19 protein-coding genes, 6 tRNA genes and 1 pseudogene are annotated in these 18,153 nt (G+C 70.9%); 17 read left to right on the top strand and 9 right to left on the bottom strand.

The genetic code is table 11. The features are described from left to right. Positions 1–106 precede the first annotated feature (106 nt). Positions 107–1,342, top strand: a complete 1,236-nt coding sequence (cobA, locus tag ABD366_RS15030) for a uroporphyrinogen-III C-methyltransferase (protein ID WP_324771481.1) — start codon at positions 107–109, stop codon at positions 1,340–1,342. A gap of 54 nt (positions 1,343–1,396) precedes the next feature. Then, positions 1,397–2,224 carry a TrmH family RNA methyltransferase gene (locus ABD366_RS15025; RefSeq protein ID WP_324771482.1) on the top strand — a complete coding sequence of 276 codons (828 nt, stop codon included), beginning with the start codon at positions 1,397–1,399 and terminating at the stop codon, positions 2,222–2,224. A 13-nt stretch (positions 2,225–2,237) separates the two neighbouring features. Here the strand turns inward: ABD366_RS15025 and ABD366_RS15020 are convergent, their stop codons facing one another. Continuing rightward, positions 2,238–3,437 carry a serine/threonine-protein kinase gene (locus ABD366_RS15020; protein WP_324771483.1) on the bottom strand — a complete coding sequence of 400 codons (1,200 nt, stop codon included), beginning with the start codon at positions 3,435–3,437 and terminating at the stop codon, positions 2,238–2,240. Between the two features lie 623 nt (positions 3,438–4,060). Between ABD366_RS15020 and ABD366_RS15015 the strand changes: the two genes are divergently transcribed. The 3 genes from ABD366_RS15015 (at position 4,061) to ABD366_RS15005 (ending at position 5,796) form a co-directional block, all read left to right on the top strand. Continuing rightward, entirely contained in the window at positions 4,061–4,270 is a 210-nt protein-coding gene (locus tag ABD366_RS15015) for a hypothetical protein (protein WP_324771484.1), read from the top strand. Positions 4,271–4,487: 217 nt separating this feature from the next. Next, entirely contained in the window at positions 4,488–5,444 is a 957-nt protein-coding gene (locus ABD366_RS15010) for a phosphotransferase family protein (RefSeq protein WP_324771485.1), read from the top strand. A 70-nt stretch (positions 5,445–5,514) separates the two neighbouring features. Continuing rightward, positions 5,515–5,796, top strand: a complete 282-nt coding sequence (locus tag ABD366_RS15005) for a TFIIB-type zinc ribbon-containing protein (protein ID WP_324771486.1) — start codon at positions 5,515–5,517, stop codon at positions 5,794–5,796. Positions 5,797–5,854: 58 nt separating this feature from the next. Here ABD366_RS15005 and ABD366_RS15000 read toward each other — a convergent pair. From ABD366_RS15000 to ABD366_RS14980, 5 genes are all read right to left on the bottom strand, one after another. Continuing rightward, a tRNA-Val gene (locus tag ABD366_RS15000) sits at positions 5,855–5,929 on the bottom strand. A gap of 63 nt (positions 5,930–5,992) precedes the next feature. Then, a tRNA-Val gene (locus ABD366_RS14995) sits at positions 5,993–6,064 on the bottom strand. Positions 6,065–6,103: 39 nt separating this feature from the next. Next, positions 6,104–6,175 (bottom strand) — tRNA-Val (locus ABD366_RS14990). A 1-nt stretch (position 6,176) separates the two neighbouring features. Beyond that, positions 6,177–6,250: transfer RNA gene (locus tag ABD366_RS14985), tRNA-Cys, on the bottom strand. A gap of 35 nt (positions 6,251–6,285) precedes the next feature. Continuing rightward, a tRNA-Gly gene (locus tag ABD366_RS14980) sits at positions 6,286–6,358 on the bottom strand. A gap of 167 nt (positions 6,359–6,525) precedes the next feature. Between ABD366_RS14980 and ABD366_RS14975 the strand changes: the two genes are divergently transcribed. From ABD366_RS14975 to ABD366_RS14965, 3 genes are all read left to right on the top strand, one after another. Next, positions 6,526–7,572: a chorismate-binding protein gene (locus ABD366_RS14975; RefSeq protein ID WP_324771487.1), complete on the top strand. Its 1,047-nt coding sequence runs from the start codon at positions 6,526–6,528 to the stop codon at positions 7,570–7,572. A gap of 58 nt (positions 7,573–7,630) precedes the next feature. Further along, entirely contained in the window at positions 7,631–8,452 is an 822-nt protein-coding gene (locus tag ABD366_RS14970; RefSeq protein ID WP_324771488.1) for an aminotransferase class IV, read from the top strand. Positions 8,453–8,658: 206 nt separating this feature from the next. Continuing rightward, on the top strand, positions 8,659–9,483 hold the full coding sequence (locus tag ABD366_RS14965; protein WP_324771489.1) for a GNAT family N-acetyltransferase: 825 nt from the start codon (positions 8,659–8,661) through the stop codon (positions 9,481–9,483). A gap of 21 nt (positions 9,484–9,504) precedes the next feature. Here ABD366_RS14965 and ABD366_RS14960 read toward each other — a convergent pair whose 3' ends face one another. Beyond that, entirely contained in the window at positions 9,505–10,008 is a 504-nt protein-coding gene (locus ABD366_RS14960) for a DsbA family protein (RefSeq protein ID WP_324771490.1), read from the bottom strand. Between the two features lie 177 nt (positions 10,009–10,185). Here ABD366_RS14960 and ABD366_RS14955 point away from each other — a divergent pair, with 177 nt between their 5' ends. Both ABD366_RS14955 and ABD366_RS14950 read left to right on the top strand, forming a co-directional pair. Then, positions 10,186–10,647: a hypothetical protein gene (locus ABD366_RS14955; RefSeq protein WP_324771491.1), complete on the top strand. Its 462-nt coding sequence runs from the start codon at positions 10,186–10,188 to the stop codon at positions 10,645–10,647. A gap of 168 nt (positions 10,648–10,815) precedes the next feature. Continuing rightward, positions 10,816–11,022 carry a hypothetical protein gene (locus tag ABD366_RS14950; protein WP_324771492.1) on the top strand — a complete coding sequence of 69 codons (207 nt, stop codon included), beginning with the start codon at positions 10,816–10,818 and terminating at the stop codon, positions 11,020–11,022. Positions 11,023–11,055: 33 nt separating this feature from the next. Here the strand turns inward: ABD366_RS14950 and ABD366_RS14945 are convergent, their stop codons facing one another. Together ABD366_RS14945 and ABD366_RS14940 are read right to left on the bottom strand one after the other, a co-directional pair. Further along, positions 11,056–11,625, bottom strand: coding sequence for a CGNR zinc finger domain-containing protein (locus ABD366_RS14945; protein ID WP_324771493.1), 570 nt, complete (start codon positions 11,623–11,625; stop codon positions 11,056–11,058). A 255-nt stretch (positions 11,626–11,880) separates the two neighbouring features. Further along, the gene (locus ABD366_RS14940) at positions 11,881–12,294 is read right to left on the bottom strand and encodes an SsgA family sporulation/cell division regulator (protein WP_004002642.1); all 414 of its coding nucleotides are present in this window, start codon (positions 12,292–12,294) and stop codon (positions 11,881–11,883) included. Between the two features lie 190 nt (positions 12,295–12,484). Between ABD366_RS14940 and ABD366_RS14935 the strand changes: the two genes are divergently transcribed. The 7 genes and pseudogenes from ABD366_RS14935 to ABD366_RS14905 all read left to right on the top strand — a co-directional run. Beyond that, positions 12,485–12,922, top strand: a complete 438-nt coding sequence (locus ABD366_RS14935) for a TIGR02611 family protein (protein ID WP_324771494.1) — start codon at positions 12,485–12,487, stop codon at positions 12,920–12,922. A 60-nt stretch (positions 12,923–12,982) separates the two neighbouring features. Next, positions 12,983–13,054, top strand: a tRNA-Val gene (locus ABD366_RS14930). Positions 13,055–13,266: 212 nt separating this feature from the next. Beyond that, the gene (locus ABD366_RS14925; RefSeq protein ID WP_324771495.1) at positions 13,267–14,550 is read left to right on the top strand and encodes an ABC transporter substrate-binding protein; all 1,284 of its coding nucleotides are present in this window, start codon (positions 13,267–13,269) and stop codon (positions 14,548–14,550) included. Positions 14,551–14,563: 13 nt separating this feature from the next. Continuing rightward, on the top strand, positions 14,564–15,529 hold the full coding sequence (locus ABD366_RS14920; protein ID WP_324771496.1) for a carbohydrate ABC transporter permease: 966 nt from the start codon (positions 14,564–14,566) through the stop codon (positions 15,527–15,529). Continuing rightward, positions 15,526–16,401 (top strand): carbohydrate ABC transporter permease, encoded by an 876-nt coding sequence (locus tag ABD366_RS14915; protein WP_324771497.1) that lies wholly within the window; start codon positions 15,526–15,528, stop codon positions 16,399–16,401. The genes ABD366_RS14920 and ABD366_RS14915 overlap by 4 nt, the downstream gene beginning before the upstream one ends. Beyond that, positions 16,398–16,970, top strand: coding sequence for a hypothetical protein (locus tag ABD366_RS14910; RefSeq protein WP_324771498.1), 573 nt, complete (start codon positions 16,398–16,400; stop codon positions 16,968–16,970). The genes ABD366_RS14915 and ABD366_RS14910 overlap by 4 nt, the downstream gene beginning before the upstream one ends. A gap of 72 nt (positions 16,971–17,042) precedes the next feature. Then, positions 17,043–18,153, top strand: a pseudogene (locus ABD366_RS14905) (exo-rhamnogalacturonan lyase family protein); the annotation flags it as partial.

Raw genomic sequence — 18,153 nt, 5'->3', positions numbered from 1 at the left:
CGTGGGGGCACCGGCGCACGGTGCCCCCACGTAGTCTGACCTGCACATAGCCGGGGAGCTCCGGAGCCGTAGCCCCCTCACCGCCCCGCCCGAGGAGCAGCGCCCCATGCCCGCCGCACAGCACCCCGCCTACCCGGTAGGACTCCGCCTCACCGGCCGCAAGACCGTTGTCATCGGCGGCGGCCAGGTCGCCCAGCGCCGCCTGCCCGCGCTCATCGCGGCCGGCGCGGACCTCGCCCTGATCTCCCCCTCGGCGACCCCGTCCGTGGAAGCCATGGCGGACGCGGGCGAACTGACCTGGGTCAGGCGCCGCTACGAGGAGGGCGACCTCGAAGGAGCCTGGTACGTACTCATCGCCACCGGCGACCGCGCCGCGAACGAGCAGGCCTCGGCCGAGGCGGAAGCGGCCCGGATCTGGTGCGTGCGCTCCGACGACGCGGAGGCGGCCACCGCCTGGACCCCGGCCACCGGCCGTACCGAGGGCGTGACGATCGCCGTCCTGTCCACCGAGGCCGCCGACCGTGACCCGCGCCGCACCGCCGCCGTCCGCGACGCCCTCGTGGAGGCCCTGCGCGACGGCACCGTCAGCACGGAGCGGACCCGGACCCCGGGCGTCGCCCTGGTCGGCGGCGGCCCCGGCGACCCGGACCTGATCACCGTGCGCGGCCGCCGCCTCCTCGCCGAGGCCGACGTCGTCATCGCCGACCGCCTGGGCCCGCGCGACCTGCTCGACGAACTCCCGCCGCACGTCGAGGTGATCGACGCCGCGAAGATCCCGTACGGCCGCTTCATGGCGCAGGAGGCGATCAACAACGCGCTGATCGAGCACGCCCAGCAGGGCAAGGCCGTCGTCCGGCTCAAGGGCGGCGACCCGTTCGTCTTCGGCCGGGGCATGGAGGAGGCGCAGGCGCTGGCCGCCGAGGGCATCCCGGTCACCGTCGTCCCCGGCATCTCCAGCTCGATCTCGGTCCCCGGCGCCGCCGGCATCCCGGTCACCCACCGCGGCGTGGCGCACGAGTTCACCGTGGTCAGCGGCCATGTCGCGCCGGACGACGAGCGCTCCCTGGTCGACTGGGCCGCGCTCGCCAAGCTGACCGGCACCCTCGTGATCCTGATGGGCGTCGACAAGATCGGGAAGATCGCCGAGGCCCTGATCGCGCACGGCAAGGCCCCCGACACCCCGGTCGCGCTCGTGCAGGAAGGCACCACGACCGCCCAGCGCCGGGTCGACGCCACGCTCGCGACGGTCGGCGAGACGGTGATCGCGGAGGGCGTCAGGCCCCCGGCGGTCATCGTCATCGGCCCCGTGGTGCACGAGAGCCCCAACCGTAACCAGCGGTAACAAGCACAGTGCTCAACCGTTGGCACCACCACCAGGACAAGGCAGTATCGACCCGTGGCTGAACCCCAAGGTCTCATCACCATCGAAGACCCCGACGACCCGCGCCTGCGCGACTACACGGGCCTGACCGACGTCGAGCTGCGCCGCAAGCGGGAACCGGCCGAGGGCCTGTTCATCGCCGAGGGCGAGAAGGTCATCCGGCGCGCCAAGCAGGCCGGGTACGAGATGCGCTCGATGCTGCTCTCCGCGAAGTGGGTCGACGTCATGCGCGACGTCATCGACGAGGTCCCGGCCCCGGTCTACGCGGTCGCCCCCGACCTCGCCGAACAGGTCACCGGCTACCACGTGCACCGCGGCGCCCTCGCCTCCATGCAGCGCAAGCCGCTGCCCACGGCCGACGACCTGCTCACCACGGCCCGCCGCCTGGTGATCATGGAGTCGGTCAACGACCACACCAACATCGGCGCCATCTTCCGTTCGGCGGCGGCGCTCGGCATGGACGCGGTCCTGCTCTCACCCGACTGCGCGGACCCGCTCTACCGCCGCTCGGTGAAGGTCTCCATGGGCGCGGTCTTCTCCGTCCCCTACGCCCGCCTGGAATCCTGGCCGAAATCTCTGCTGACCGTCCGCGAGGCAGGCTTCAACCTGCTCGCGCTCACCCCGGCCGAGAAGGCCAAGTCCCTGGACGAGGTCGCCCCGCACCGCATGGACCGCGTCGCGCTGCTGCTCGGCGCGGAGGGCGAGGGCCTGTCGACCAAGGCCCTGATGGCGGCCGACGAGTGGGTCCGTATCCCGATGGCCCACGGCGTCGACTCGCTCAACGTGGGCGCGGCGGCCGCCGTCGCGTTCTACGCGGTGGCGACGGGCCGGCCGGAACTCTGACCGCGGCCCGGTCTCACAGGCTCTGAGCCACCGCGATGATCAGCGCCACGAGCAGCGTCACCACCACGAACACGAACAGCCGCTGCCGCAGCAGCCGCGGATTGGCGGGCCGCAGCTTCTTTCCCGCACCCGTCCCGTTCGTACGAGGCGCCGGGCGGCCGGTGCCACTGCGCGCAGCGGGCCTGTTCCCGGACCGGGACGTGGTCGAGCGCGGTCCGGAGCCGCCACCGGTGCGCCCGCTGCCGGTGCGCGACACGGGCGCGCCCGACTGCGTACGCCGCTGGGTGCTGCGCTGGGTGCGCTGCTCCGCGTAACTCTCCGCGAGCCGTCCCGTCGGCCGGTCCGTCTCGGAGCGCGGCGCCGGCGGCCGGGCCTCGCCCAGACCCTGGGCCTCGCGGGCCGCGATCTCCTTGAGCCGCAGCGACAGTTGCAGCGTGCTGGGCCGCTCCTCCGGGTCCTTGGCGAGGCAGGCGCGCAGCAGCGGCGCGAGCGCGTCCGGCACCCCGTGCAGCTGCGCCTCCTCGTGGACCACGCGATAGAGCATGACCTCGGAGCTGCCGTGCCCGAAGGGCGAGTCACCCGTGGCCGTGTACGCGAGCGTGGCCCCGAGGGAGAACACGTCGGTGGCCGGGGTGACGGCCGCGCCGCGCACCTGCTCCGGCGCGAGGAACCCGGGGGAGCCCACAGCGGTCCCGACATGGGTCAGCGTCGAGGCGCCGGTGGCCCACGCGATACCGAAGTCGATGATCCGCGGCCCCTTCGGGGACAGCAGGATGTTGGACGGCTTGAGGTCGCGGTGCACGACCCCGGCCTCGTGCACGGCGACGAGCCCCTCGGACAGGGCGGCACCGACGGCCGCCACGTCGGAAGCCGCCAGCGGGCCCTCCTCGGCGACCTTGTCGTGCAGCGAGGGGCCGGGCACGTACTGCGTCGCGAACCACGGCCGGTCCGCCTCCAGATCGGCGGCGACGAGCCGGGCGGTGCAGCCGCCGCGGATCCGGCGCGCCGCGGAGACCTCGCGTGCGAAACGCGACCGGAACTCCTGATCCTCCGCCAGGTCGGGCCTGATCACCTTGAGCGCGACCCGCTGCCCACGCCGGTCGGAGCCGAGGTAGACGACACCCATCCCGCCGGCCCCGAGCCGTCTGTGAAGCCGGAACGAGCCGACGACGCGCGGGTCCTCGCGCCTCAGGCGCATCATCGCCATGTCCATCCCCGCTGCTGCCCGGTCTCGTCTGACGAGCGACAGCTTACGTTTACGCGGCCGACTGTGTGCTCAGGCCGCGCCCTCACGCCGATTTCGATTGTCTGTGCCGGACGGAAGACATGAGAGTCGGTCAGGTACCGCGGGGACAAGGCGGCTTGATACGGGGCAGGTGAGCAACCCCCCGGCGCACAGGGGGGATTGACCCCGAGCCGGCCGACCGGACCGGAAGGGTCACAGGGGCCGGAGACCCGCCGGGCAGGGACGTGGGGAGGTCCGGCCGGACAGCCCGTGGAGCGGTGACCGCGGTGCGCGCAGGGGGTGCGGAAGTGAGAGAAGTCACCCCGTGCGCCGTCGTGCCCCCTTGCGGCCGGCCGTCCCTTCGGGGAACACCCCGAGAGGCGGGACGCCGTCTCCACCCAGGGGAGTACGCGGGAGGGGAGCGGTCATCCTCCGGGAGGCCCGGCATTCGGTACGAGGGCATGACGTCCCCGCCGGCCGCCGCCCATAGATTTGAGGTCAAGCGGCGGGTGCAGCACTCGTCCCCCGAGGTCAGGTACCCGCCGCTGCCACACTTCACGATCCCTCCGGAGCCGTCCGGCGGGACCTGAGGATTCGACCGGGAGAGGACCATGGCGGACACGACACCGCGGACGACAGCGTTCCGCAGCACGTGGACCCGCAGGACTGTGCCTTTTGCCAGCCCCGCGACCGGCCGCCGGCACCCGTTGGTGGCCACGGCCATGGTTCTCCCTCTCGCGGCCCTTCTCGTCGTCGTCTTCGGCGGCTGGGACGCGGTGGTCACACAAGCGTCGTCCGTGGGCGTGATGCTGGGGCGCTGAGCGGCGCCTCCAGGCCCGGATGAGCGGTCCGGGCGGGGACATCCGACCAGGAAACCCCGTGGGGACGGGGGTGCGGCGGACGGCACAAATGCCGCGTGCAGCTGGGGAGCTGCACGCGGCATTGCTTTTCCCCCGGCCCATCCACAACCGGACCCACCCACGCCCCGGCCCACCCACACCAAGACCCACCCACGCCCCGCCCCGTACGCTCACCCGCGTGAGCACCTCCATAGCCTCCGCCTTCCACATCGCGGTCCGCGGCACGCTGCACGAGGGGCCGGCGGCCCGGTGCGGCGGCTGTGTCGCGGTGACGCTCGCCGACCGGCCCGATGGCACCGTCGTCCGGCACGGCGACACGGTCGCCAAGGCCCACGCCCCCGACACGGACGCGGCCGAGCTGCGGCTGCGCCTGGCCGTGGCGGCCCACCCCGCACTCGCCGGTGTGCTCCTGCCACCCCTGCGCGACGCGGCGACGCCCTTGGACGGCCGTCTCGTCACGTTCTGGCCCCACGGCACCCCCGTCGACCCGGACCATCCGGAGAACGCCCCCTGGGAAGCCGCCGCAGCGCTCCTGGCCCGCCTGCACGCGACGCCCCTGCGTGGGCTCCCGCCCGGGCTCCCGCCGATGAGGGGCCCGGTCAAGGCGGCCCGCGCCCTGGCCAGGCTGCGCGCCGCGGCCCCGGACCATCCCGCCGCCCGGCCCGTCGGGCAGGCGTGGCGCACCCTCCCGCCGTGGGCCCGCGCCGAGGCCCCGTACGACCATGCCCGCGCCCTGTGCCATGGTGACCTGCACCTCGGGCAGCTGGTGCGCGGCCGGGCCGGCTCGGGGCCCTGGCTCCTCATCGACGTCGACGACCTCGGACTCGGCGACCCGGCCTGGGACCTGGCCCGTCCGGCGGCCTGGTTCGCCTGCGGCCTGCTCCCCGCCGACGACTGGGCCCGCTTCCTCGCCGCGTACCGGAGCGCGGGCGGGGCGCCACAGCTGAGCGCCGCGGACCCGTGGCCCGCCCTGGACGTCCCCGCCCGCGCCCTGACCGTGCAGACGGCCGCCCTCGCCGTCGCGAAGGCCACCGAGGCGGGCCGTCCGCTCGACGAGGTGGAGGTGGCCGTCGTCGACGCCTGCGACCGAATGGCGGGCATACCGGCCCAGTTGGGTTCCGCCGCCGCCAAGTAGGCTGCGCAGGAAGGAAGCCGGGAAGTGTTCCGGCGAAGCAGTGCCGAACGGCGAGGAGTTGACCCGACCCATGCAGTGCCCCAAGTGTCACGCACCGATGCACACGTACAACCGCAATGGCGTCCAGATCGAGCAGTGCAGCGGTTGCCGCGGGATCTTCCTCGACTACGGCGAGCTGGAGTCGCTGACCCGCCTGGAGTCGCAGTGGCAGCAGCAGGCCCCGCCGCCGCCGGCCCCGCAGGCGTACCCGGCCGCCCCGGCCCCGGCGTGGGGAGCACCGCACCACGGCGGACACCACGGGCACCACGGCCACCACAACAAGGGCTTCGGCCGGATGCTCTTCTCGTCCTGAGCGTCCAAGGCCCCCGGGCACGAAGAAGCCCCCGGTCCGGGAACCGGGGGCTTCTTGCTGGTGCGCGATACTGGGATTGAACCAGTGACCTCTTCCGTGTCAGGGAAGCGCTCTCCCGCTGAGCTAATCGCGCGGGAACGGGCCAGACTCTATCAGGCGCCGCGAAGGGTACTGCCGGGTACTGCGTAGTGCTGCGTGCGCGATACTGGGATTGAACCAGTGACCTCTTCCGTGTCAGGGAAGCGCTCTCCCGCTGAGCTAATCGCGCGGGGGTGGATGGCATACGAACCGGAGTCCGAAGATCCAGTGCGCGATACTGGGATTGAACCAGTGACCTCTTCCGTGTCAGGGAAGCGCTCTCCCGCTGAGCTAATCGCGCATGGAGGTGGAGACGGGATTTGAACCCGTGTAGACGGCTTTGCAGGCCGTTGCCTCGCCTCTCGGCCACTCCACCAGGAGTGAAGGGGTTCGGGAAGATCCCCCACATCGAGCGAACGACCGGGTTCGAACCGGCGACCTCAACCTTGGCAAGGTTGCGCTCTACCAACTGAGCTACGTTCGCGTGTCTTTCCGTTCCGCTTGCGCGTCCCGGCGACGTGTTGAACTCTAGCGGATTCCTGGGCCAGTACAAAAACGCGTTTGCGCAGCGTGCTGAGGTGCGACCGGCGGAGCGACGGTGAAACCTCCACTCCAGGTCACCGTCCCGTAACCCGCCATAGACTCGATGGCGTGATCGACCTCCCTCCGCTCGCTCGCTTCGGCGAACTCCTCGCCACCGATCTGCGCGAGGTGACCAGCGACCCCGCGGCCCTGGACTCCACGGGCTTCTGGGCGGTGGCCGCCGATTTCGAGGGACGCCTGATCTGCGCCCGCTTCGGCGACGTCCGCAGGGAGCCGGTGCCCGCCCCACGCCCCGGCGCCTGGCACGGGCCGGCGTCGGACGACTGGACGTCGTCGCTCGACCACGCCGCGTACACGGAAGGCGTACGACGCATACGCGCACACATCGCGACCGGCGAGGTCTATCAGGCCAACCTCTGCCGCGTGCTGTCCGCGCCGGTGCCGGACGGCGCGGACGTCGACTCCCTCACCGCTCTCCTGGCCCGCGGCAACCCGGCCCCGTACGCGGGCACGATCCGGCTGCCCGGCCACGGCGTGGAGATCGCGACGGCCTCGCCCGAGCTGTTCCTGCGCCGCGAGGGCGCCCTCGTCGAATCCGGGCCCATCAAGGGCACCGGCCGCACCGAGGCGGACCTCCTGGAGAAGGACCACACCGAGAACGTCATGATCGTGGACCTGGTCCGCAACGACCTGGGTCGCGTCTGCGCGCCCGGCACCATGACCGTCCCCGACCTGTGCGTCGTCGAGAAGCACCCCGGGCTCGTCCACCTGGTGTCGCTCGTACGCGGCGAACTGCGCGAGGGGGCCGGCTGGGCCGAGCTGCTCGACGCCACCTTCCCGCCCGGGTCCGTGACCGGGGCACCCAAATCCAGCGCGCTGCGCATCATCGACGCACTGGAGACGGCGCCGCGCGGCCCGTACTGCGGCGGCATCGGCTGGGTCGACGCGGACCGCGGAACCGGGGAACTGGCCGTCGGCATCCGGACGTTCTGGATCGAGCGGGGCGACGCGGGTGCGGTCCTGCGCTTCGGGACCGGCGCCGGGATCACCTGGGGCTCCGACCCCGAGGGGGAGTGGCGGGAGACCGAGCTGAAGGCCTCGCGGCTGCTGGCGGTAGCGTCGGAGGGGTACGACGGGCACACGAGCGGTTCGTAGTTCCGGGGAAGCCCGGGGAAAAAGGCCCGGACAACCGGACAAGGCGGAAGGACCTCACGTGAAGATCTGGCTCGACGGCAGGCTGCGGGACACCGAGGAGGCGCGCGTCTCCGTCTTCGATCACGGGCTCACCGTGGGCGACGGCATCTTCGAGACCGTGAAGACGCTCGGCGGCAAGCCGTTCGCACTCACCCGCCACCTCGACCGGCTGGCCCGTTCCGCACGCGGGCTCGGGCTGCCCGAGCCCGACCTCGACGAGGTGCGCCGCGCCTGTGCCGCCGTCGTCGAGGCCAACCCGATGGCCCTGGGCCGCCTGCGCATCACGTACACCGGCGGGCTCTCCCCGCTCGGCTCCGACCGCGGCGAGGCCGGCACCACGCTCGTGGTCGCGCTCGGCGAGGTGACCCGCCGCCCCGACTCCACCGCGGTGATCACCGTGCCCTGGACGCGGAACGAGCGCGGTGCCCTCGCGGGCCTGAAGACCACCTCGTACGCGGAGAACGTCGTGGCGCTGGCCCGCGCCCGGGAATTCGGCGCGTCCGAAGCGCTGTTCGCGAACACGCTGGGCCGGCTGTGCGAGGGCACGGGCTCGAACGTCTTCGTCGTCCTGGACGGGGAGATCCACACCCCGCCGGTCGCCTCCGGCTGCCTGGCGGGCATCACGCGCGCCCTCGCCGTCGAGTGGACCGGCGCGAAGGAGACGGATCTGCCGCTGTCCGTGCTCGCCGACGCCGACGAGGTGTTCCTGACCTCGACGCTGCGCGACATCCAGGCCGTGCACCGGATCGACGACCGCGATCTGCCGGACGCGCCCGGCCCGGTCACGGCGAAGGCGATGAGCATCTGGGACGAGCGGGCCGCGGACCACCTCGACCCGTAAGACCTACGGACCAGCCGGACCGCCCGGGCCCGTAAGACCTACGAACCCGTACGACCTACGGGTCAGCCGGGCCCGTAAGACCTACGGACCAGCCGGGCCCGAAGACCTACGGACCAGCCGGACCGCCCGGGCCCGTGGGCGTACGGACCGCCCGGCCCCGTAAAAGCGCTGTGGTCCGCGGTGTACGGGCGGGTAGAACACTCGTGATGACCACGACTCTGCGGCCGACCGAGCCGCTTCAGCGCACGGCCGACGGGTCACGCTCGCGTCACTACGCGGTGTGTGTGAACAGCCGTCCCGTCGGCACGCTCCACCTCGCCACGCACCCCGTGTTCGGCCCGGCCGTCGCCCAGGTCCTGGACCTGCGCGTCGACGAGCCGGACCGGGGGCGCGGCCGCGGCACCGTCGCCGCCCTCGCCGCCGAAGAGGTGGCCCGCTCCTGGAACTGCCGCCGCATCGAGACGACGGTCCCCGCGGGCCGGCAGGAGGTGCTCCGGCTCGCCGCCGCGCTCGGTTACGTGGAGCGCAACCGGAACATGGCGAAGACGCTCCCCGAACTGCCGCCGCCGCTCCCCGGGGGCAGCGGCGGGCGCCGGATGACGGAGGCGGAGTTCGGGCCGTGGCTGGCGCAGGCCGAGGAGCGGTACGCGCACACCGTGGTCGAGCGCGGTGCCACACCGCAGGAGGCCCGCGCGAAGGCCGAGCGCGACCACGCCGCCCTGCTGCCCGAGGGCATCGCAACCCCGGACGTCCTGCTCAGCGTCCTGGAGCACGACGGGGAGAAGGTCGGCACCCTGTGGCTGGCCCAGCGCTCCGACGGCGCGTACGTCTACGACGTGGAGGTGGCGCCCGGCCACCGGGGCCGGGGCCACGGGCGCTCCCTGATGCTGCTGGCCGAGGCCGACTCGATCGCGGCGGGCGCCACCCGGATCGGCCTCAACGTGTTCGCGGGCAACACCGCCGCGCTGCGCCTGTACGAGTCGCTCGGCTACGAACCGACCCAGCACCACCTGTACAAGCAACTGCTCTGACGGGGGCGGGCCCCGCCCCCGTCACGGCTGCTCGGCGAGGAGACGGTCGGCGATCTCCTCGATGCGGGCACGCAGCCCGTCCTGGCTCTTGCCGCCGTCGAGACGCTCGCCGCCGATGACGTACGTGGGCGTGCCCGTCACCCCGATCGCCTTGCCCTCGGCCTGGTCGGCGTCGACGATCAGGATGTGCCGGCCGTCGATCAGTGCGGTGTCGAACTCCTCGGCGTCCAGGCCGAGTTCACGCGCCACCTCGATCAGGAACGGCTCGCCCGCGCGGTCGAACTCCTCGGCCCGGCCGAGCACCTCCTCGACGTAGGCCCACCCCTTGCCCTGCTCGAAGGCCTCCTCGGCGGCCTGCGCACCGGCGAAGGCGTGCTTGTGCTTCTCCAGCGGGAAGTGCCGCAGCCGCAGCTCGAGGCGGTCGCCGTAGCGCTCGCGCAGCGCGCGTACGTCGTCCAGGGCCGAGCGGCAGTCGGGGCACTGCAGCTCGCACCACACGTCAAGAATCGGGTTCGGGGCGTTCATGGGGCCAGTCTCCCAGGCCGGGTCACCACCCCCAACCTGGACCTGCGGAGGAGAGGCGACCCCGAGATCTCCCTGAGGTCCGCCGGGGCCGTGGCCCCGGACAGCCCCGGCGGTGCAGGATGGAAGGGGACGGAACGCCGCGTCCACGACCGAACCGCCCGAGCCCAGGAGGACCGGATGATTGCCGAGACCGTCTGCTCCGCCGTGTCCGTGGCGGGCCTGGGCATCGCCGCGGTCACCGCCTACCGCAAGCGGTTCCTCGCGGCCGCCCGCACGGCCGCCTACTCCCTGGTCCCGCTGGGCCTGGTGATGACCGGCGCCGTCGGCTGGGTCGCGGACACCGCGTTCAGCCCGACCGCGTGGGCCGGTTTCGGTGTGCTGGGCGTGGCCTGGCTGATGTTCCTGGGGACCCGCGCGGTGGAGCGGCGCGGCGGCGGCACCCGTAAGGAACGCAGGGCGGCGGCGAAGGCCGCGCGCCGCGAGGCCGTGGCCCCGGCCGCCTCGGCGCCCTCGCTCGGCCAGGGCGCGCGCCCCGCGCCGGTCGCCCAGCCGCAACCGCAGCCGCAGTCGAAGCAGAAGGCCGGCGCGGCCGACGACTTCAGCGACATCGAGGCGATTCTGAAGAAGCACGGCATCTGACGCGGCCATCCCCGCGGCGAAGGTCCCGGACGACTGGACGCACGTACGACCAGTGCCGATTTCTTCGCGCAGGTGCCCGGGTGAAAGTCACGTAATCTGGCGAACTACCGCCTTGAAAGCGTGCGTTGGGCAAGCGGCGGTCGTGAGCCGCGACATCATCACAGCGAGATGCTCGACACACCGCAGCTGCCCGACCAGCTGGACGCCGACCAGGGGCAGGCGCCGACCGGCGAGCCCGCGCCGCCCACACCCGCACCTTCCGACAAGCAGCGAGGCTGCCTCTTCGCGCTCTCCCAGCCACCGCTGATGATCTTCCTGGGAGTGATCGGCTGTCTCTTCCTGATGGCCGCGCTGCACGACCTGCTGCTGCTGTGAGGGAGCGCGGGTCCCGCCACTCCCGGGGCGGGCTCAGCCCGCGGCTTCCTTGCGGCGCGCCCGGTAGGCGGCCACATGCAGTCTGTTCCCGCAGGTGCGGCTGGAGCAGTAGCGGCGCGAGCGGTTGCGGGACAGATCCACGAACGCGTACCGGCAGTCCGGCGCCTCGCAGCGCCGCAGCCGCTCCTGCTCCCCGGCGACGACGAAGAACGCCAGGGCCATTCCGCAGTCGGCCGCCAGGTGGTCGGCGACGGACGCGCCGGGCGCGAAGTAGTGGACGTGCCAGTCGTAGCCGTCGTGGTCGGTGAGGCGCGGTGTGGTGCCGGCCGCCGCGACCAGATCGTTGATCACCGTCGCCGCGCTGTGCGGATCCGGTGCTGCGAACACCTGTGCGAACTTCGCGCGGATCGCGTGGACCATGCCGAGGTCACGCTCCGCGAGCACACCGACATCGCTGATGTCGTGCTCTCCTACGAATTCGGCCAGTGCCGCCACCGTCGCGAGGCCGTCGGTCTCCCGGGAGCCCTCATGGCTGTCCGGCGCGGTGTTCACCAGATCGACCACGGTGTCGAGCGCGCACCGGGTGTCGTGGGTGATCAGCACGATTCGCTCCCTGGCCTGGGGGGTCGGGCCTGCGCCCGCCGATGCAGACAGACCCTAGCGCCCTTCCGGGCCGGGGGAGTCGCCCGCACGCAACAGCGCCGCCTCCGTGGAAAGTCCCACGGCGGCGACGCCGGTGTCTGCCCTATGCGATTGTTCCTGCACTTGTTGAACCGCGCCGTCTCCCCGAGTGGACAGGCGCGAGGCGTTCCCGCTCCGCTCACGCCGACCGGCTGCCGGCGTGGGCCTCCCGCGCGGTTAACTTTCCGCGAGGATGTGCGAGAGCTCCTGATCGAGATCGAAGTGACGATGCTCCGTGCCTGGGGGCACGGCGGCGTCCGTCCGCTTCAGGAAGGACTCGAGGGCCCGCGCCGGGGCCTCGAGCAGAGCCTCGCCCTCCGGGGAGCTCAGGGCGATACAGACGACGCCCTGACCGTGGCTGCGGGACGGCCAGACTCGGACGTCGCCGGTGCCGGTCGGCCGGTGAAGGCCTTCGGCGAGGAGATCGCGGGCGAAAACCCACTCGACCGTCTCCTCGGCTCCGGTATGGAAGGTGGCGTGCACGGCATACGGATCGGCCGTGTCATACCGCAGTCCTGCGGGTACAGGCAGTGAGGACTCGCTCGACACAACGAGGCGCAGGTGCAGCTCGCAGCTGACCGTGGTGTTCATAAGCGCCAGGGCCTTTCGCTCAGTGTGCGCTCGGGGATTCGCACGTCGGCGAAATCGACATGCCACCTACGGTGCCGTTGTAAACCCCTCTGAGTGTTTTGGGCGCCTTTACGTAGCTCGTACGGCCGAGTCTTATCTGGTGGGTAACGGCCATTCCGGTGACGCGAATGAGTCCGGTAGGTTTGGTGCCATGAATACGGGGAGTGACGAGGCGGCCGGTGCGGTCGCCGGTGCCGATGAGGACACATCCGGGGCGAAGCCGCTGGGTTCGCGGGCGCCGGGATTCATCCAGGAGCGCAAGGCGCTGCATCTGAGCTGGCAGGTCGGCGTCTTCATCGTGGGGCTCGCGGTGGTGGGCGCGGGCATCGTGATGCTGCCGCTGCCGGGTCCCGGCTGGCTGGTGATCTTCGGCGGCATGGCGATCTGGGCGACCGAGTTCGTCTGGGCCCAATTGGTGCTGCGCTGGACGAAGCGGAAGGTCACGGAGGCCACGCAGCGCGCCCTCGACCCCAGGGTGCGGCGGCGGAACATCATCCTGACCACGGTCGGCCTGGTGATCATCGCCGTACTGGTCGGGGTGTACGTCTGGAAGTTCGGGCTCGAGATGCCCTGGAAGATCAAGCAGTGAGCCGGGTGGTGCGGGTGGTCGGAGACCCCTCTGACATGGGGTAATGTTCTTCCTGCGCCCGGGCGATTAGCTCAGTGGGAGAGCGCTTCGTTCACACCGAAGAGGTCACTGGTTCGAACCCAGTATCGCCCACCCGGACCGAAGGCCCCGGAGACATCGAGTCTCCGGGGCCTTCGGCGTTCCCGCGTTCGGTATCTCGGCCCGGATGCCGCTGTGAGCTGCTCGTTCGAAGCGCTTCGACGCGATTCTTGCCCGAACCGTTGACGCGCCTGCGCCCCGTCTCTACCTTTGCCCGGCAAGCGCTTACCTAAAACGATTCAATGCGCAGGGTGGAGGGGCGAACTGTGCCTACGAACAGGGATCTTGACCGGCGTGGCCTGCTGAAGGTCACCGGAGGGTCGCTCGCGGCGCTCGGTCTGACGGCGGCCGGCTGCGGCGGCGGAAGCGGCTCGGGGGACGGCCCGGTGACCCTTCGGTACGCGTGGTGGGGCGGGGAGCCGCGGACGATCGCGATCAAGAAGACGATCGCGCTCTTCGAGAAGAAGTACCCGAAGATCAAGATCAAGCCCGAATTCACTGACTACGAGTCGTTCTGGGAGAAGTTCCAGACCCAGGCCTCCGGCGGAAATCCGCCGGACGTTTTCCAGAATTCGGTTGCCTTTCTGCGCAAGTACGACAAGCGTGGCGTCCTGATGGATCTCAAGTCCCAGGCGGACGCCGGGAATCTGAATCTCAAGAACTTCCGCAACGGCGTATTGACGGCCGGTCAGGTCGAGGACAAACAGCTCGGCGTACCCGTCGGCGCCAACACCATGTCGCTCGTCGTCGACCTCAAAGTCTTCAAAAAGGCGGGCATCGCCCCGAAGATGGGCTGGACCTGGGACGACTACTTCGACGCGCTCCAAAAGATCCAGGACACCCAGAAGATCGCGGGCGACACCGGCTACTTCAGCATCATGTACCTCTACGACCTGTATCTCCGTCAGAACGGCAAGGCCTTCTTCACCGACACCGAACTCGGTTTCACCGAAGCCGATCTGACGCAGTGGTGGAACGACGGGTACAAGCGTGTGAAGTCCGGCCTCGTCGCCGACCCGAAGAAGATCGAGCAGGTCAAGCCGAAGTCCGGGCTTTCGGCCGGGCTCGCCGCGTCCGAATTCACCTGGGACAACTTCTCGATCCGCTACGAGGGCGAGGGCGAATCCGACTACGGGCTCGCGCCGATCCCCACCACCGACGGCAAGGACACCGGCCAGTACCTCGGCTCCCTGATGCTCAGCGCCTTCACCGGCACCAAGCACCCCAAGGAAGTCGCCCAGTTCATCGACTTCATGGTCCACGACCCCGAGGTCGGCAAGATCATGGGCTACGACCGCGGCATCCTCGCCACCACCGAGCAGTACGACGCGTACAAGCCGGCCGACGCCAACAACAAGGGCGTCGCGGCCTACGAGGACGAGGTCTCCGCGGCCGGCGTGCTCGGCAAGATCACCCCGCACCCGTCAGGGGCCGACGTCATCGAGGCCGCGTTCCTGCGCATCGGGGGCGAGGTCGCCCAGGGCAAGAACAAGCCGGCCGCCGCAGCCAAGCAGTTCTTCGGCGAGGCCAAGGCCGCGTTCGCGGGCTGAGGGGACGTACGTCATGACGCTCGTCAAGGAAGCCCCCGCGGCCCTCGGGACGGGGCGGTCCGCCGCCCCCGCCCCCGGGCGCCGCGGGCGGCGCCGCGAGACCCTCGTCGGCTACCTCTTCATGTCGCCGTGGCTCGCCGGGTTCCTGCTGCTCACCGCCGGACCCATGATCGCCTCGCTGTACTACGCCTTCACCAGCTACAACCTCTTCACCCCGCCGCAGTGGGTGGGCCTCGACAACTTCACGACGATGTTCCAGGACCCGCGCTGGCAGAAGTCGGTCCAGGTCACGCTCAAATACGTCGTCGTCGCCACGCCCCTGAAACTGCTGCTCGCACTCGGCGTCGCCCTGCTGCTCGCCCAGAGCCGCCGCGGCCAGGCCCTGTACCGCGCCGCGTTCTACCTGCCCTCCCTCATCGGCGCCAGCGTCTCCGTGGGCTTCGTATGGCGGGCCCTCTTCTCGGACGACGCCGTCGTGGACCGGACGCAGAAGATCTTCGGCCTGGACTGGGGCGGCTGGATCGGGAACCCGGACTACGTCCTGTACGCCCTGGTCGCCCTCTCCATCTGGCAGTTCGGCGCGCCCATGGTCATCTTCCTGGCCGGCCTCAAGCAGGTGCCCCGGGAGCTGTACGAGGCCGCCGAGGTCGACGGGGCGGGACCGCTGCGCCGGTTCTGGAACATCACCCTGCCGATGATCTCCCCGGTCCTCTTCTTCAACGTCCTGCTCGAATCGATCCACGCCTTCCAGGTGTTCGGCTCCGCCTACGTCGTCTCCGACACCCGCTGCGGACCGGCCGACGCCACGCTCGTCTACACCTGTTACCTCTACCAAAAGGGCTTCAAGGAGTCCCAGATGGGCTTCGCCTCCGCGATGGCCTGGACGCTCGTGATCGCGGTCGCACTCGTCACCGCCGTTCTGTTCTGGTCGCAGAAGAAATGGGTGCATTACGACGACAACACGGAGGCCGCCAAGTGACCAGCGCCACCAGCCCTGTCGTCCGCACCCCGAGCGAGCGGCGGCGTACCGGATCCGTCGTCTGGCACGTGGGCGCGCTCGTCGTGCTCGCCGTCGTCCTCTACCCCGTGATCTGGGTGGTCGGGGCCTCCGTCAAACCCAGCAAGGACATCGTCGGCAGCCTCGACCTGCTCCCCGTCAAGCCGATCTGGTCGAACTTCTCCGGCCTCGCCGACGGCATCTCCGGTATTTCGATCAGCAGTTTCTTCACCAACTCGCTGATGTACTCGGTCCTCGCCGTGGTCGGCGTCGTGCTCTCCAGCTCGCTCACCGCGTACGCCTTCGCCAAGATCCGGTTCGCCGGACGGAACCTGCTCTTCACGCTGATGATCGGCACACTGCTGCTGCCATACCACGTGCTGCTCATCCCGCAGTACGTGCTCTTCCGCAACCTCGGCTACATCGACACGCTCGTCCCGCTCGTCGCGGGCAAGTTCCTCGCCACCGAGGCGTTCTTCGTCTTCCTCATGGTGCAGTTCATGCGCGGACTGCCCAAGGAACTGGACGAGGCGGCCAAGCTCGACGGCTGCGGGCACCTGCGCACGTACTGGTCCATCGTGCTGCCGCTGAGCCGGCCCGCGATCATCACCAGCGCCATCTTCACCTTCATCAACGCCTGGAACGACTTCATGGGGCCGCTGATCTACCTCAACAGCCCCTCCAAATACACCGTTTCGCTCGGCCTGATGATGTTCCGCGACCAGGAGGGCATCTCCAACTACGGCGGCATGATCGCCATGTCGATGGTGGCGCTGATCCCCGTCATCGCCTTCTTCCTCGCCTTCCAGCGCTACCTGATCGACGGCATGGCGACCTCGGGACTCAAGGGATGAGCGCGCCACCGGTGGAGTCCCGGCGGCGCGTCGGGTTCGGCGTTTTCGCCGAGTGCCTGCTGACCGGCGTATGGATCGCGCTCGCGTCCGTGCCCGTCGTCACCGCGCCCGCGGCGTTCGCGGCGGGCTCCCGGCATCTGCGCCGCCACCTGGGTCAACACCTCGGCGGATGGCGCGAGTTCGTGGCCGACCTGCGGATCGCGGCCCGGCGCGGATGGCTCGTCGGCCTCGCAGGGATCGCCGCCTGTACGGCCGTCTGGATCGACCTGCGGGTCGCGCGCTCCGGACTCCCCGGCGGCCAACTCGCGGCAGCAGTGGGGGTGTTCGCTCTGCTCGCCGCAGCGGTCACCGTGTTGCGTGCCGCCGCCGTCTGGGAGCCCGGAGCGCGCTGGCGGCCGCTGCTCGCGGCCGCCGCCCGGCGCACCGTCCGGGCGCCCGCCGGGTCCCTCCTCCTCGTGTGCGGCCTCGCGATCGTCATCCTGTGCGCCGGATTCCTCGCCCCGCTCGCCGTCCCCGTCCTCGGCATCCTCGCCGCCGCGGCCGTCGCCGTGGAGGAACGCGCCCGCTGAGGGCCCGGCCCCGCAGGACACCTCAACTCCCTTCTCGTACAGCACCTTTGGCATGCACGGAAAGGTACGACGATGTCTCCCATTCCCCGCAGATCCCTCCTCAAGGCCGCCGCCGTCGCCGGGGCCGCCGCCCAGTTCAGCTGGGCCCTCGGCAGCAAGGAGGCGCAGGCCGCGCCGGGCGCCCCCGCCGCCGAGGCCGAGCCCGTCACCCTCGGCTGGCTGGAGGACGGCGGACTCGGCGCCGCTCCCGGCTCCACCGTCGGCGTGCCCTGGCCCAAGGGCGCGTACGAGAAGGGCCAGGAGTTCGCGCTGACGGACGCCGACGGCAAGCACGTACCCGTACAGACCTGGCCGTTGGCGCAGTGGCCGGACGGCTCGCTGAAGTGGACCGCCCACGCCGTCGGACCCGGCGCCGGTGCCGGAAAGCTCACCCTGACCGCCGGGAACGCCGCCGCGCCCGAGAAGAAGGTGAGCGTGTCGACCAAGGGCGGCACCGTCACCGTCGACACCGGCGTCATCGTCGCCAAACTCGGCAAGAGCGGCTCGACCCTCGTCAAGACCGTCACCCGCGGCTCCACCGAGATCGCCAAGGACGGCCGGCTCGTCCTGCTGCGCCAGGGCGAGATCGAGGACGGCGACCAAGGCGCCCAGAAGTACGAGCGGTTCGAGAGTGTCATCGAGGAGACGAAGGTCGAGCAGGACGGGCCCGTCCGCGCCGTCGTCCGCATCGACGGCAAGCACCGCAAGGGAAACCGCAGCTGGCTGCCCTTCTCGGTCCGGCTCTACTTCTACGCGGGCGCCGACTCGTTCCGCATGGTGCACACGATCACGTTCGACGGGACGCAGGAACCCGGCAAGGCCTCCGGCGACTTCATCCGCGGGCTAGGCGTCCGCTTCACCGTCCCCCTTCGCGACGCCGCGTACGACCGGCACATCCGCATCGGCGGCGAGGACACCGGCATGATCCGGGAAGCCGTCCAGGGCATCACGGGGCTGCGCCGCGATCCGGGCGCGGCCGTCCAGGCGGCCCAGTTCGCGGGGGAGAAGCTGCCCGACCCCGCCACCTGGGACCAGCGCGTCACCACCCGCCTCCAGTACATCCCCCACTGGGGCGACTACACCCTCTCCCAGCTCTCCGCCGACGGCTTCACCCTGCGCAAGCGCACCAAGAAGGGACACGGCT

The sequence above is a fragment of the Streptomyces kunmingensis genome, from assembly GCF_039533535.1.
In the GTDB taxonomy this organism is placed as follows: Bacteria; Actinomycetota; Actinomycetes; order Streptomycetales; family Streptomycetaceae; genus Streptomyces; species Streptomyces kunmingensis.
The sequence above is the reverse complement of the archived record's forward strand: the minus strand, read 5'-3'. Positions and strand labels throughout refer to the sequence as shown.